The following is a 14,858-nucleotide window of genomic DNA, read 5'->3' as shown; positions in this document are numbered from 1 at the left end:
AAAAATGCGACACAACCTATTGATGCTGGCGCTGATCGGCAGCGCCGTCGCCGCCTGTGGCGGCGGCTCCGATCCTCAAAGCGCGACGCCCGGCCCCAAACTGATGGGCGGGATACAAACCGCTGCTGCCGCCGCCGATTGCCCGGCATGGTCGTCCAGCGCGATCTACACCGTCGGCATGTGCGTGACCTACAACGGCGCGACCTACAAGGCCAAGTGGTGGACGCAAAATAATGTGCCGGGTACCGAAGAGTGGGGACCTTGGGCGCTGGATTCCACGACGCCGACTCCAACTCCGACGCCAACGCCAACGCCGACGCCTACTCCGACACCAACGCCAACGCCAACGCCAACGCCAACGCCAACGCCAACGCCAACGCCTACTCCGACACCAACGCCAACGCCAACGCCAACGCCGGTCGCATGCCGTCCCGACGGCCTGGCCTCGCCGGTGCCGAACGTGAACTACTGCGGCGTGTACGACGCCAACGGCCGCGAGAAGCTGGCCAATGGCCTGAACCGCCGCATCGTCGGCTACTTCACCAGCTGGCGCACGGGCGCGAACAACACCCCGTCCTACCTGGTCAACAACATCCCGTGGGACAAAATCACCCACGTGAACTACGCCTTCGCCTCGGTGGACGCCAACGCCAAGGTCCAACTGGGCAGCGGCGCCAACAACCCGGACACCGGCATGACCTGGCCGAACATCCCCGCCGCAGCGATGGATCCGTCGCTGCCGTACAAAGGCCACTTCAACCTGCTGGCGCAGTACAAGAAGCGCTACCCGGGCGTGAAGGTCATGCTGTCGGTAGGCGGCTGGGCAGGCAGCGGCGGCTACTACACCGCCACCACCAACGCCGATGGTTCGCTCAACACCGCAGGCATCAACACGCTGGCCGACTCGATGGTGGCCGTACTCCGTCAATACACCTTCTTCGACGGTATCGACATCGACTACGAACACCCGACCACCAACAACGAAGCCGGCAACCCGCTTGACTTCGGCCTCTCCAAGCCGCGCCTGGCGGGCCTGATGAAGAGCTACAACGTGCTGTTGAAAACCGTGCGTCAAAAGCTCGACACCGCAGCCGTCGCCGACAACAAGTACTACATGCTGACCATCGCCGGCTCGGCGTCGGGCTGGATACTGCGCGGCGAGGAAAACCTCTCCGGCCTGCAGTACCTCGACTACGCCAGCCTGATGTCCTACGACCTGCATGGCGGCTGGAACCAGTACGTCGGTCCCAACGCCGCGCTGTTCGATGACGGTAACGACGCCGAACTCAAAGCCGGCAACGCCTACTCCTACGGCGGCATCGGCTACCTGAACGTCGACTGGGCCTACCACTACTATCGCGGCGCATTGCAGGCCGGCCGCATCAACATCGGCGTGCCGTACTACACGCGCGGCTGGAAGGACGTCACCGGCGGCACCAGCGGCCTGTGGGGAACCACGCCGCTGGTGAACGACACCGTCACCTGCGCCGGCGTCAAAACCTGCGGCACCGGCGCGGTCGGCATCGACAACGTCTGGTACGACCTCGATACCAACGGCAAGCCGGTACCCGGCGGCGGCAACCCGCTGTGGCACGCGCTCAACCTGCAAAACGCCATCGTGCCGGACTACCTGGATGCCTACGGCGTGACCGAGAAGACCATCACCGGCGCCTACACCGCCAACTACAGCGCCACCATGGCGGCGCCGTGGCTGTGGAACGCCACGCGCAAAGTCTTCATCTCCACTGAGACCGCGCAATCGATGGCCGCCAAAACCCAGTACGTGATCGACAACGCCATCGGCGGCATCATGATCTGGGAACTGGCCGGCGACTACGCCTGGGACGCCAGCAAGAACGGCGGCAAAGGCGAGTACTTCATGGGCTACACGCTGACCACCAACATCTACAATGCCTTCAAGACCGCCAGCCCATACGGCGCCACGCGGGCGGAATCGGCAATGCCAGCCAGTAGCGCCAAGGTCAGCATCGCACTGGGCGGCTGGAAGCTTGGCGACAGCAACTACCCGATCAACCCCGTGATGACGGTGACGAACAACACCACCGTCACCATACCGGGCGGTTCGGTGGTGGAGTTCGACTATCCGGTGTCGGCGCCCGCCAACATGAGCGATCAATCGGGCTACGGCCTGGTGGTGACCAAGGCCGGCTACTCGGGGCCGAACAACATCGGCGGCTTCAAGGCCAGCTTCAACCACGCCAAGTTCACGATCCCGACGTGGCAGTCGCTGGCGCCTGGGGCTTCGGTGTCGCTGACGCTGAACTACTCGCTGCCGATCTCGGGGCCGTCCGCCTACGTGGTCACGGTGAACGGCGTGCGCTATGCCTTGAGCGATGAGTATCCCGGCCTGCCGGTCGCGCTGAAATAAGGGGACGCGATGAAATCAGTTCACAGCATCGCTGTGCTGAGCGCCTTGCTGCTTGCCGCCTGTGGCGGCGGCAGCGACGGCGGCCAGGCCGACAGCAGCGCTCCGCGCGTACTCTCCGGCGGCGTCTCCACCGCCGCCGCCACCGCATGCCCGGCATGGACCGCCACGGCGGTCTACACCGCCGGCATGTGCGCGATCTACCAGGGCAAGCAGTACGAAGCCAAATGGTGGGTGCAGGGCACCGCGCCCAATCCCACCGATGCGTGGGGGCCGTGGAAGTACATTACCGACGCCCCCGATCCAACAACGCCGCCCGATCCCGGCACGCCGCAACCGGGCGGCGTGCCGACCAAGGCGCAAGCCGAGGCGCGCGAAGCCCAGCTGACCAACAACGATTTCTTCCGCACCGTGAAGGCGTCGATCCGCACGCTGGACAACGCGGCGGTGGACGCGGTATCGCCCGGCGCGGCGGCCAACCCGGGCAACGTCAAGCGGGTGGAGCGTTTGCTGACGTCGGCCAAGTGGGACTACTATTTCGGCATCCGTGAGCCCAGCTACACGTACGGACGCTTCCTGCAAGCGGTGGCCAAGTTCCCGGCGATCTGCGGCGACTATACGGACGGCCGCGATGCGGACGCCATCTGCCGCCACTCGCTGGCGACGATGTTCGCCCACTTCGCGCAGGAGACGGGCGACCACAACGCCAGCATCCCGCTGCCGCAATGGCGCCAGGGCTTGAAGTACCTGCGCGAGATGGGCTGCGACGAAACCGGCACCAACTGCGGCTACAACGTCGAATGCTCGGACCCGGTGTTCAACGGCGTCTGGACCTGCGGTAAAAACGCCGACGGCACGTTCAAGAAGTACTACGGCCGCGGCGCCAAGCAGCTCTCGTACAACTACAACTACGGCCCGTTCTCGCAGATGATGTACAACGGCGACCAGTCGGTGCTGCTGAAGAATCCCGACCTGGTGGCGTCGACCTGGCTGAACCTCGCCTCGGCGACGTTCTTCTTCGTCTACCCGCAACCGCCCAAGCCGTCGATGCTGCATGTGCTGGACGGGACCTGGGTGCCGAATGCGGCGGACAAGGCGGCCGGTGCGGGCAACAACTTCGCCACCACCATCATGATCATCAACGCCGAATGCGGCACCGGCAGCGAGAAGCCGGCGGCGCAGAACCGCATCGACTACTACAAGCAGTTCGCGGCGGACCTGGGCTGGAACATCGGCAGCGAGCAGCTGTCCTGCGCCACGATGCAGCGCTTCAGCGGATCCAGTTCGGCGGCCTACAACATCTACTGGGAGAAGAACTGGAACAGCGGCGGCGACTATCAATGCCAGCTGGTCAGCTATCAAACGCCGTACAGCGCCCTGATCGCCGGTAACTACACCAAGTGCGTGGAGAAGAACTGGGGAGTAACGCTCAAGTGATGTGATGGCTTACAATGGTCTGGCCGACAGCAACAGGGAGGCCAACCATGCCTATGCACTACCTGCGGGCCCTGACCAGCCCGCAACGCACCGATATCAGCAACCGCCGCCTTGGCCGTTCGCTGGCCTTTGTGGCCGGCGCGGTCAATGCCGGCGGTTTTTTCGCAGTGGGGCAGTACACATCGCACATGACCGGCATCGTCTCGGCCGTGGCCGACAACACCGCGCTGGGCGAGTTGCGCCTGGTGCTGGCGGGACTGGCGTCGCTGCTGGCGTTCCTGCTCGGCGCTGCCACCTCGGCGATCCTGATCAACTGGGGCAGGCGGCGCGGCGCGCATAGCCAGTATGCGCTGCCGCTAATCGTGGAGGCGGTGCTGCTGCTGTGCTTTGGGCTGATGGGCGCCCGGCTGGACGCCTCCGGCCAGGCGGCGGCCATCGTGGCCTTGCTATGCTTTGTGATGGGGCTGCAGAACGCCATCGTCACCAAAGTGTCGCGCTCTGAGATCCGCACTACGCATGTGACAGGGCTGGTGACCGACATCGGCATCGAACTGGGTAAACTGTTTTACTGGAACGTCAGCACCTCGCCGGACAGGGTGCTGGCCGACCGGGGCAAGTTGCGCCTGTTGAGCTCCCTGCTGGCGATGTTTCTGCTGGGTGGCCTTGCCGGGGCGTTCGGCTTCAAGTACCTGGGCTTCATCGTCACGGTGCCGCTGGCGGTGGCGCTGCTGTCGCTGGCCATCATCCCTGTGTTCGACGATCTGTTGCAGGCCAGGAGCTGAAACCTGCGCCTTCGTCTATACTTGTCGCAAGGAGAACACAGCAGATGATGAGGACTTACCACGGCAGCTGCCATTGCGGCGCGGTGCGCTTTGAGGCGGACCTCGATTTGAGCCAGGGCAGCCTGCGTTGCAATTGCTCATTCTGTTTGAAGATACGCTGTTGGGCCGTGATGGCCAAGCCGGAAGCTTTCCGCCTGCTGGCCGGAGAGGCCGATATGAACGTCTACCAATTCGGCGCGAAGAACGAGCATCACTACTTCTGCAAGCATTGCGGCGTGCGTCCTTACGGCATCGGCAACTCGCCGCGTTACGGTGTATTCTATGGCGTCAACGTCGCCAGCCTCGATGGCGTGAGCGACGAGGACCTGGCCGGCACGCCCATCACCTACGTTGATGGCCGCGCCGACAACTGGATATCGCCACCCACTGAAACCCGCTATCTTTGAATCCGATGATCAGACCTGTTACGCCAGACGATGCCGCAGCCATCGTCGCCATCTACAACCACTACATCGCCACCACCACCATCAGCTTCGAGGAGCAGGCGGTCACGCCGGAGGACATGGCTGGCCGCATCCGCGACGTTACGGCCGGGCTGCCATGGCTGGTGCATGAACAGGACGGCGAAGTGCTCGGCTATGCCTACGCGACCAAGTGGCGCGCCCGCAGCGCCTACCGCTTTGCCGCCGAGACCAGCGTCTACGTGGCGTTCGGGCAGGGCGGCAAGGGCATCGGATCGGGGCTGTACAAGGCCCTGCTGGAAGAACTGCGCGGTCGAGAAATCCACATGGCGATAGGCGGCATCGCCCAGCCCAACGAAGCCAGCGTGGCGCTGCACGAAAGCCTGGGCTTCGAGAAGGTCGCCCACTTCAAGCAGGTCGGCCGCAAGTTTGATCGCTGGATCGATGTCGGCTACTGGGAGTTGCAGTTGTCCAGCTAGCGCGTATTCGGACCCTTAAGCGACCTCAACTTATTGTATAACTTGAGTGCTTCATCGTCCGACAAATCTCCTAAACTCCGGGCTGCTAGCGTATATCTGTCGTCGTTGGCAATCCGAGCAATGAATCGACGGGCCTCTTCAGGCGTTACGGAGGTCGGTGCAAGTCGGGTACGTCCAGCTAGTGCTTTCGCGGCCTGAAGAAGACGTAAGCCCTCCGCCTGTAGCGCGGCAGGATCACAGTCTTTCAATATTTGTTCGTCAGGCATTGCAATTAGTTCATCCACCAAGGTGTTGGTGAAATTTTCGAAATCGCCAGTTACTGTTTTCTTCATGATTTTCTCCGATCAGGGTCCAGCACTGCCAGCCTTCGCAGTAGCCGTTTTCGAACCGCGTCGTACTTTTTCTCATCCCAACCAAGCTCGTCGCGTGCTTCCGTTCCTCGCATTCCGTCTGCCCATTCGCCGACCAACATTTCTAAATCCTCATCGCCCCCAAGGGATGCATAGAGAGCGGCGATTTGCTGCTTGCCGGATATCTCATCCTCTGGCGTCACCGTCATTGCTCCATGAGCGATAGGCGTTTTGTCTTCCACATCGACTTCTAACGGGTCCAGGACTACATTTGAATCGATGGGGTTTAATTCGTTGCGTTTGCGTGCGTTGCTAGCAATGCTGTGCATGACCGTCTTGAGCACCACCAACGGGTGAATGCCACGGGGCCAGACTCGCGCACCAGCGAGCAGCTTGCAAAGTGCTTCCTGCAACAAATCGTCTACCGTCAAGCCGTTCAACCCTGAGCAAAAGATAGACGCAATGATCTTGGCACGCTGCCAATCAGCCGGTTGAAAGGCCGCGAGGGCAGCCTCCACCTCAGCTTTGGTCAAGCTGTCGCCGGATTCTGAGATGGCTGGCATGGACGGGGCTTCCTTTTAATACTCTCCAGCAGTTCGCCGTGGACGCTTGTGTCAAAAATTTTCTTTCAACAGGCACGTCGTAGTAAAGGATCAGTCACATGCAGATTAGCAGAATAAAAACCGCAGGATCAGCAGGTACATCAAGCAGCTGCTAAACCGTTTGCGCCGCGTTGTCCTGCGGCGCCAGCGCGCTGCGTTTGCCGCCTTCGGAACGGGCGCGGTACAGCGCCTGGTCGGCCGCCAGCACCAGGTCCTCGGCGTTGTCGTCCTGTGTCGCCGGCAGCGATGCCACGCCGATGCTGGCGCTGATGCTGCCCGACTGCGCTTTCACATTCGGCAGGTTCAATGCGTTGATGGCCGCTTCCATGCGGCGCGCGATCAGCATCGCTTCGTCGCCGCTGGTGCCGGGCGCCAGGAAGGCGAATTGATCGGCGCCGTAGCGCGCCACCAGGTCGCCGGCCCGCTGCACCGCGCCGTTCAGCGCATTGGCCGCGCGCCGCAAAACGTCGTCGGCGGCCTGCTGGCCGTAGTGGTCGCGGTAGGCGCCCAACTGGTCGATCTCCACCAGCCCGATCGCCATCAGCTTCTTTTCGCGCGCCGCGCGGCGCCATTCGCGCGCCAGCTGGTCGTCGAAGCAGCGGCGGTTGGCGATGCCGGTCAGGCTGTCGGTGGCCGACAGGTTGGCCAGCTTGTGCTGCGCGATCCGCAGCGCCTCGGTGCGTTCCAGCAGCAGGGCCTCAAGCGCGCGCGCCCGCGCGCTCATGCGCCGCACCGTCCACCGGAACAGCAGCACCAGCAGCCCTAACGCCAGCGCCGCCACGGCGCTGCGCGCCCACCACGTTTCCCACACCGGCGGCGTGATCGTGATCGGCAGGACGATCTCGTCGCGGCTGGACACGCCCTTGTTGTTGCTGCCCTGGAGGTGGAAGTGGTATTTGCCGGGCGCCAGATTGGTGTAGGTCGCCACCGGATGTCCGGCATCGGCTTGCACCGGCTGCTTGTCGAAGCCTTCCAGCCAGTAGGAATAAGCGTTCCTGCGCGGTTCGGCGAAATGCAGCGCGGCGAATTCGATCGAGATGGTGTTGGCGATCCACGGCAGGCTCAGTGAACGGGGTTGCGTCAGGCTGCCTTCCAGCACCACGTCCTGCGGCGGGTTCTTGCCGCCCAGCGAGCGATTGAGCACGCGGATGTCGGTGATCGCCAGCTGCGGCGGGCGCGAGGCGCTGCTGTGGATGGCCGGGTTGACAGCGGTGACGCCGCTGCTGCTGCCGAAGTACAGGAAACCGTTGCCGCTGTTGGCGGCGGAGTCCATGTAGAAGCCCTCGGTCAGGCCGTCCTCCACCGAGTATTCGGTGACGGTGCCGGAGACCGGATCGATCTTGCTCAGGCCCGCCGCCGTGGTCACCCAGATCATGCCGTTTTTATCCGAGCGTATCGCTTCGACCAGGCGCGTACCCAGTTCGCCTTTTTCCTGGATGCGGGTGATGGTGAAGGCGCCGTCCTTGCCAGCCACCACATGGTTCAAGCCCTTGGACGTGCCGACCCACATGCTGCCGTCGGCATCCAGGTGCAGGCTGCTGACACGGTCGCTGCTCAGGCTCGTGGCATTTTTGGGATCGAGCCGGAAGTGGCGGAATTTACCTGTGGCCGGATCGAGCATATCGAGCCCGCCGCCGCGATAGAACTCGCCGCTCCACACGCGGCCGGCGTTGTCCTCCACCACCGTGGTGGCGCCGTTGACGCTGCGACTGTCCTGGTTCCTGTCGTCGTGGGCGTAGCTCTCGACCGCGCCGCTGGCCGGATCGTAGCGCAGCATGGCGGTGCCGGTGCCCAGCCACAGCACGCCGCCGCGTCCCGGCGCGATGGTGTTGATGAAGTCCGTGGTCTTGCTGCCGAAGTGGATCACCTTGAACGGCGCATCCGGCGTGTCCAATCGGTTCAGCCCTTCCGAGGTGCCGATCCACAGCACGCCGTCCGGCGCCTGGTAGGTGCTGTAGATGACGTTGGAGCTCAGTGCACCCGGCCGCTTGGGCGTGGCGCTCCAGGTGCGCACCATCTCGCGCCTGGCCGGGTCGAACAGCGCCAGGCCGTCGTCCAGCGCAAGCCACAGCTGGTTGTTGGCGGCGGCGCCGACGCTGCGTACGAAATTGCTGGACTTGACGAAGTCGGGATCGATGTCGCGCGGGACGAAGCGCTCGAAGCCGTGGTAACCAAGGTTGGCGCGGCTGACGCCATCGGTCAGCGAGCCTACCCACAAGGTGCCGCTGCGGTCGCGCATGGTGGTGTTGATGGCGTCGCTGTTGAGGCTATGCGCGTCCTCGGCGCGGTGGCGGTAGCTCTGGAACTGGCGCAGCTCGCGGTCCCAGCGCAGCAGGCCGCTGGTGCGGGTGCTGATCCACAGGTCGCCGGCGCGGTCTTCGTCGATGTCGGTCACGCGCTTGGCCTGCACGGGCAGCGCTTCGCGCTTGTCCCAGAGCTGGCCGGCCTTCCATGTCACCAGGCCGTCGGCCGAACCTATCCACAGCGTGGCGGCGCTGTCGAAGTACAGCGCGCGCACGTCGTTGGCCTTGGGGTTGGGATGCTCGGTGTCGTCGACGCGGAAGTGCTGGAAGCCGCTGGCGCCCGGCGCCATGTAATCCAGGCCGCCGGGCCAGGTGGCGGCCCACACGCCGCCCTGGTGGTCGACGGCGACCGCGTTGATGTCGTTGTAGAGCAGGCTGTCCGGCTTGGCGTCGTCGTGGCGGTAGACGACGAAGCTGCCCTTGCGCGGGTCGAAGTGCTGCAGGCCGCCCCAAGTCGCCACCCACATGCCGCCCTTGTTGTCGGCGATGATGCGGCGCACGATGCGCGCGTTGTTCGGCGCTCCGCTGGGCAGGTAGCGGGTGAAGTTGTTGGCCACCGGGTCGAAGCGCGCCAGGCCTTCGTCGGTGCCTATCCACAGCTTGCCGGTTTCGTCCTCGTACAGCGCGGTGACGCGGCCGCCCGGCAGGCTATGCGGGTCGGACGGATCGTTCATGTAGCGCACCTGCTTGTGACCGTCGTGGCGGAACAAGCCGCCCTCGATGGTGCCGATCCAGACGAAGCCCTGGCGGTCCTGCAGGATGGTGAGGATGGCGCGGCTGTCGGCGCCCAGCGAATCGACGGCGGTGAAGGCCAGCGGGCGCGGCGCCGCCTGCAAGGGCGCGGCGTGCAGGCAGGCCAGCGCGCCGCACAGCAGCAGGCGTAGGACGGGGCGGAAGGGCATGCGCGGCATTCGGGGACCTTGGTATTTTGGCTAGCCAAGTAGAGCACATAATCGGCCGCCATGGAAGCGGTGGAGCAACACTTTTCCGCTATAATCCATTGACAAATCCTTATGCATCGCAAGGCGACATGAACGGATCTTCCGACGGAGTACCCCTGCCACCGGCGCCGCTGTCGCCCAAGCCGCCCTTGCGCACCTGGCGTGCGGCATGGGGGCAGCTGCGCCAGCGCGGCCTGCCGTGCCGCCAGACCATGCGCTGGGCCACGCTGGCGCTGCTGCTGGCCGGCGCCTCGGTGCTGATCCAGCGCCAGGTGGTGTTCCAGCAGCACAGCCGCGACTTGAAAGCCGCGGCGGACGACATCGCGCGCCAGATCCAGATCGATTCCACCGACGGCCGCGTGATGGGCGGTGCCATTCTCATGGGACTGGTGGAGGACAGCGTCAAGCTGCTGCTGTCCGGCGAGCTGGCCGCCGACGCCTATCGCCTGCACGTGGACTTCGCCGCCGTCCTCGATCAGTACAGCGCCGACACCGTGTTCGTGCTGAACGGCGAAGGCACCACCGTCGCTTACCTGAACAAAGAGGGCAAGGCCATCGGCGTCGGCCGCAACCTGCGCTATCGCCCATACGTCCGGCGCGCGCTGGCCGGCGAGGCCAACGTCTATGCCGCCATCGGCAGCAATTCGCATGAGCGTGGACTGTATTTCGCGGCGCCGGTCTACAGCGGCAATTCGCGCGATACGCCCATCGCCGGCGTCTACACCATCAAGATGCCGGCCGCTGAAATCGACCGTATCCTCGCGCGCAGCAAGGACCCGGTGCTGCTGCTGTCGCCGGACGGCGTGGTGTTCGCCACCAACCGCAACGAGTGGCTGTTCACGCAATCGCGGAAGATCGCCCCGGCGCGCCTGGCCCAGTTGGAAAAGGAAAAGCAGTTCGGCGAACTGTTCGCCGGCACCGGTCCTTTGCCGCTACCGTTTGAACCGGTCGGCAGGCAGGCCGGCAACCAGGGCCTGACCTACGCGCTGGCCAGCACCGATTTGAACTGGCCGGACGACGGCGGCGCCTGGCGCGTGGTGATCGCGCAGGACAAGGGCGAGTGGCTGCCGCTGTGGAACCAGATGATGCTGGCCGCCGCCTGCATCGGCGCCGTCTGGCTGTGCGGCATGGTGGTGACGGGCCGCACCCGCGCCGCCGAAAGCGCGCGCCGCCTGCGCTTCGAGAACGAGCGCCGCATGCGCGAGATCACCAACAACCTGCCGGTGGCGGTGTACCAGTTCCAGATGGACGCGGCGGGCCAGCCGCGCTTCCGCTTCATGAGTCCCGCCATCACCGCCATCACCGGCTTGCAGGCCAGCGACGTGCTGGAAGACGGCGCCATGCTGTTCGCGCTGCTCGATCCGGACGGCCGCGCGGGCCTGCTGGCGCAGATCGCCGACAGCGCGCGGCAGCACTGGTCCATTCATCGGCGCATGGAGTTCGGGGCGCAGGGCATGGTGGCGGCGCGCTGGGTCGATATCCACTGCACCTGCGTGCACCAGCAGGCGGACGAGGAGGTGTGGAACGGCTACCTGGCCGATGTGACGGCCGAACACACGGCGGCGCAGACGCTGAGCGCCGCCAAGCAGACGGCCGAAGACGCGACGCGCAGCAAGTCGCTGTTCCTGGCGAATATGAGCCACGAGATCCGCACGCCGATGAACGCCATCATCGGCATGAGCCACCTGGCGCTGAAGACCGGCCTGACGCCGCGCCAGCACGACTATGTGCAGAAGATCCAGCGCGCCGGCCAGCACCTGCTGGGCATCATCAACGACATCCTGGACTTCTCCAAGATCGAAGCCGACAAGCTGCAGGTGGAGAACCAGCCGTTCGAGCTTGACCAGCTGCTGGAAAACCTGGCCACGCTGATCGGCGACAAGGTCAACGCCAAGGGACTGGAGCTGGTGTTCGACGTCGCCCCCGACGTGCCGACCGCGCTGGTGGGCGACGCGCTGCGGCTGGGCCAGATCTTGATCAACTACGCCAACAACGCCGTCAAGTTCACCGAGCGCGGCGAGGTGGCGGTGACGGTGCGCGTGCGCAGCCACGACGAGCACCGCGTGCTGCTGCACTTCGCCGTGCGCGACACCGGCATCGGCTTGAGCGAAGAGCAGATGCGCCAGCTGTTCCAGAGCTTCCAGCAGGCCGACGCCTCCACCACCCGCAAGTATGGCGGCACCGGCCTGGGTCTGGCGATCTCGAAGAAGCTGGCCCAGCTGATGGGCGGCGAGGTCGGCGTCGAGAGCGAGATGGGCCACGGATCGACGTTCTGGTTCACCGCCCACCTGGAGATCGGCCAGAACGAACGGGTTTCGCTGCTGCCGTCGCCGGACCTGCGCGGCAGCCGCCTGCTGGTAGTGGACGACAACGACAGCGCCCGCAGCGTGATCGCCGAACTGCTGCGCGGCATGCGCTTCAACGTGCAGGTGGCGGCGTCCGGCGCCGAGGCGGTGGCCATCGTGCGCGACGCCGCCGCGGCCGGCGAGCCGCTGGCCGTGGTGCTGCTGGACTGGCAGATGCCGGGCATGAGCGGCATCGAGACCGCCGCCGCCATCAGGGCGCTGGGCTTGCCGCAGACGCCGCGCCTGATGATGGTCACGGCCTACGGACGCGAGGAGGTGCAGCAGCAGGCGCAGGGCGCCGGCATCGAGGATGTGCTGATCAAGCCGGTCAACGCGTCGGTGCTGCTCAATACCCTGATCCGCCTGCTGGGCGGCCAAGTGGACGACAGCGCGCTGGCGCGTCCGGCGCCGGTCAGCACGCTGGCGGCGCTGGCCACCCTGCGCGGCGCGCGCGTGCTGCTGGCCGAGGACAATGAGCTGAACCAGCAGGTGGCGTCTGAGCTGCTGGCCGATGCCGGCCTGGTGGTGGAGATCGCCAACAACGGCGTCGAGGCGGTGGCGATGGCGCAGCGCGCGCAATACGATATCGTTCTGATGGACATGCAGATGCCGGAGATGGACGGCGTCGAAGCCACCCGCGCCTTGCGCGCCTTGCCGCAGCTGGACGGCTTGCCGGTGGTGGCGATGACGGCCAACGCCATGCAGGCCGACCGCGACCTGTGCACGCAGGCGGGCATGGTGGATTTTGTGATCAAGCCGATCGAACCGGACGACCTGTGGCGCGCGCTGCTGCGCTGGATACCGCCGCGCCATGCGCTGCCGGCGCCCGATGCCGTCAACGGCAATGGCCACGGCCAAGGCGCCGAGTCACGGCACGAGCTGAGCCCCGAACCGCAAGCCGCGCCTGAAAACGACTTCCCGCACGAGATTGCGGGCCTGGACATGGTGGCCGGCCTGCGCCGCGTGCTGGGCAAGCGGCCGCGCTACCTGGCGATGCTGCGCGGTTTCGTCGCCAACCAGGCCGGCGCGGTGCAGCAGATATCGGCGCTGATCGCGGCCGGCGACCGCGCCGGCGCCGAGCGCGGCGCGCACACGCTCAAGGGACTGGCCGGCAATATCGGCGCCAGCGCCTTGCAGGTGCTGGCCGGCGAAGCCGAACATGCGCTGTCGCCGGCGGCGGTGGGGGAGGCCGGCGCCGCCGCGCTGTCGGCGCGCCTGGCGCCGCAGCTGGCGCAGCTTGAATCGGTGCTGGCAGGGCAGGTGGCGGCGATCGTCGCATGCCTGCCGGCGGAAGCGGAACTGGCGAAGGTGGAAGTCGATCCCGAGCAGCGCGACGCCGTGGTGCGCGAACTGGGCGCGCTGCTGGAGGACGACGACGCCCGCTCCGAACGGCTGCTGGTGGAACATGGCGCGCTGCTGGCCGCCGCCTTCCCCCAGCATTACCGCAAGCTGGAACAGGCGGTCGGCGATTTCGACATGGAACAGGCGCTGGAGATTCTGAACAGCGCCGTCGCCGCCATGCAGGGCGACGGCGCGCTACATCAGTAGGTGGTCAGCGGAACCGGCTGGCCGCCCTTGAAGTTGAAGATGGTGACCGGCGACTGCTTCATGTCGCCGCGCTCGTCGAACGAGTAGGTGCCCGCCACGCCCTTGTACGAACCGGCGCTGATGGCGGCTCCCACCTTTTGCGGATCGATCGAGTTCACCTTCTGCATCGTCTGCGCGTACATCATGGCCGCATCGTAGTAGGCCGCCGCGTAGACGTCGGGATCCTGCTTGAAGCGCGCCTTGTACCTGGCCTTGAAGGCCGGGCCGCTGGCAAACTTGTCTAGGATGGCGCCGCCCTGCGAGCACAGGACGTTTTCGCCGACGGCGTCGCCCCCCAGTTTGCCCATCTCCGCGGTGCAGATGGTGTCGCCGCCCAGCAGCTTGGCGTTGATGCCCAGCTGCTTCATCTGGCGCGCCATCGGTGCGCCCTGCGGCGCGTAGCCGCCGAAGAAGATCGCTTCGACCTTCTTGGTTTTCAGCTTGGTCAGGATGGAGGTGAAGTCGAACGCCTTGTCGGTGGTGAACTCGTGGCCGGCCACGGTCATGCCGGCGGCCTTGGCCTGCTTCTTGAATTCCTCGGCCACGCCCTGGCCGAAGGCGGTGCGGTCGTCGATCACGGCCACGGTCTTGAGTTTGAGTTCATTGGCCGCGTACAGCGCCATCTTGGTGCCCAGCTGGGAGTCGCTGGCGTTCACGCGGAACAGGCCCTTGTAGCCCTGCTGGGTGATCTTGGGATTGGTGGCGACGGTGGCGATCAACACGCCGGCGTCGTTGTAGGCGCGCGAAGCGGGAATGGCCACGCCCGAGTTGTACGGGCCGACCACGTACTTGACGCCCTGGTCGATCAGCTTCTGGGCCGCCGCCACGCCGGCTTTCGGGTCGCCCTGGTCGTCCTCCGACTGCAGTTCGAACTTGAGCTTTTTGCCGGCCACGGTGATCGGCTTGGCGTTCAGTTCCTCGACCGCCAGGCGCGCGCCGTTCTCGTTGTCCTTGCCCGAAAACGCCTGGGCGCCGGACAGCGGGCCGCTGTGGCCGATCTTGACCACGGTGTCCTGCGCGTGGGCGCCGGCTGCGCCCAACAAGGCGAGGGTGGCTGCAATATGCTTCAATTTCATGCGATCTCCTGATGTTGTGTTGTGAGGTGATGGCAAGATTATCGCCAAAAACGCAAAATATTATCGTGTGACTTGGGCTTTCGATTGGCCTGTTTTGCGCGACATCGCC

The 14,858-nt window shown here is 65.2% G+C and carries 10 protein-coding genes; 6 read left to right on the top strand and 4 right to left on the bottom strand.

Going from position 1 to position 14,858, the window contains the following annotated elements; all coding sequences use genetic code 11:
• Nucleotides 1-4 precede the first annotated feature (4 nt).
• Genes RUGAMON1_RS07675 through RUGAMON1_RS07655 form a run of 5 tightly spaced genes read left to right on the top strand, consistent with a single transcriptional unit; the run spans nt 5 to nt 5,545 of the window.
• Nucleotides 5-2,389 carry a chitinase C-terminal domain-containing protein gene (locus tag RUGAMON1_RS07675; RefSeq protein WP_445229952.1) on the top strand — a complete coding sequence of 795 codons (2,385 nt, stop codon included), beginning with the start codon at nt 5-7 and terminating at the stop codon, nt 2,387-2,389.
• A 9-nt stretch (nt 2,390-2,398) separates the two neighbouring features.
• Nucleotides 2,399-3,823 (top strand): glycoside hydrolase family 19 protein, encoded by a 1,425-nt coding sequence (locus tag RUGAMON1_RS07670; protein WP_445229951.1) that lies wholly within the window; start codon nt 2,399-2,401, stop codon nt 3,821-3,823.
• Between the two features lie 47 nt (nt 3,824-3,870).
• Nucleotides 3,871-4,605, top strand: coding sequence for a YoaK family protein (locus RUGAMON1_RS07665; RefSeq protein WP_445229950.1), 735 nt, complete (start codon nt 3,871-3,873; stop codon nt 4,603-4,605).
• Nucleotides 4,606-4,649: 44 nt separating this feature from the next.
• Nucleotides 4,650-5,051, top strand: coding sequence for a GFA family protein (locus RUGAMON1_RS07660; RefSeq protein WP_445229949.1), 402 nt, complete (start codon nt 4,650-4,652; stop codon nt 5,049-5,051).
• Between the two features lie 5 nt (nt 5,052-5,056).
• Nucleotides 5,057-5,545, top strand: a complete 489-nt coding sequence (locus RUGAMON1_RS07655) for an arsinothricin resistance N-acetyltransferase ArsN1 family B (RefSeq protein ID WP_445229948.1) — start codon at nt 5,057-5,059, stop codon at nt 5,543-5,545.
• On the opposite strand, the gene RUGAMON1_RS07650 is transcribed toward RUGAMON1_RS07655, so the two are convergent.
• The 3 genes from RUGAMON1_RS07650 to RUGAMON1_RS07640 form a co-directional block, all read right to left on the bottom strand.
• Nucleotides 5,542-5,877 (bottom strand): hypothetical protein, encoded by a 336-nt coding sequence (locus RUGAMON1_RS07650; protein ID WP_445229947.1) that lies wholly within the window; start codon nt 5,875-5,877, stop codon nt 5,542-5,544. The genes RUGAMON1_RS07655 and RUGAMON1_RS07650 overlap by 4 nt on opposite strands.
• Nucleotides 5,874-6,458 (bottom strand): RNA polymerase sigma factor, encoded by a 585-nt coding sequence (locus RUGAMON1_RS07645; RefSeq protein ID WP_445229946.1) that lies wholly within the window; start codon nt 6,456-6,458, stop codon nt 5,874-5,876. Before RUGAMON1_RS07645 ends, RUGAMON1_RS07650 begins: the two co-directional genes overlap by 4 nt.
• A 151-nt stretch (nt 6,459-6,609) precedes the next feature.
• Complete coding sequence (locus tag RUGAMON1_RS07640) at nt 6,610-9,702, bottom strand: two-component regulator propeller domain-containing protein (RefSeq protein WP_445229945.1); 3,093 nt, start codon at nt 9,700-9,702, stop codon at nt 6,610-6,612.
• A 128-nt stretch (nt 9,703-9,830) separates the two neighbouring features.
• Between RUGAMON1_RS07640 and RUGAMON1_RS07635 the strand changes: the two genes are divergently transcribed.
• The gene (locus RUGAMON1_RS07635; RefSeq protein WP_445229944.1) at nt 9,831-13,634 is read left to right on the top strand and encodes a response regulator; all 3,804 of its coding nucleotides are present in this window, start codon (nt 9,831-9,833) and stop codon (nt 13,632-13,634) included.
• Here RUGAMON1_RS07635 and RUGAMON1_RS07630 read toward each other — a convergent pair.
• A complete protein-coding gene (locus RUGAMON1_RS07630) occupies nt 13,628-14,749 on the bottom strand; it encodes a branched-chain amino acid ABC transporter substrate-binding protein (RefSeq protein ID WP_445229943.1) in 1,122 nt (373 codons plus the stop codon). The genes RUGAMON1_RS07635 and RUGAMON1_RS07630 overlap by 7 nt on opposite strands.
• Between the last annotated feature and the right edge of the window lie 109 nt (nt 14,750-14,858).

This window comes from Duganella rhizosphaerae (genome assembly GCF_040364205.1).
Classification (GTDB): domain Bacteria; phylum Pseudomonadota; class Gammaproteobacteria; order Burkholderiales; family Burkholderiaceae_D; genus Rugamonas; species Rugamonas rhizosphaerae.
This window is presented reverse-complemented; position numbering and strand designations above follow the sequence as displayed.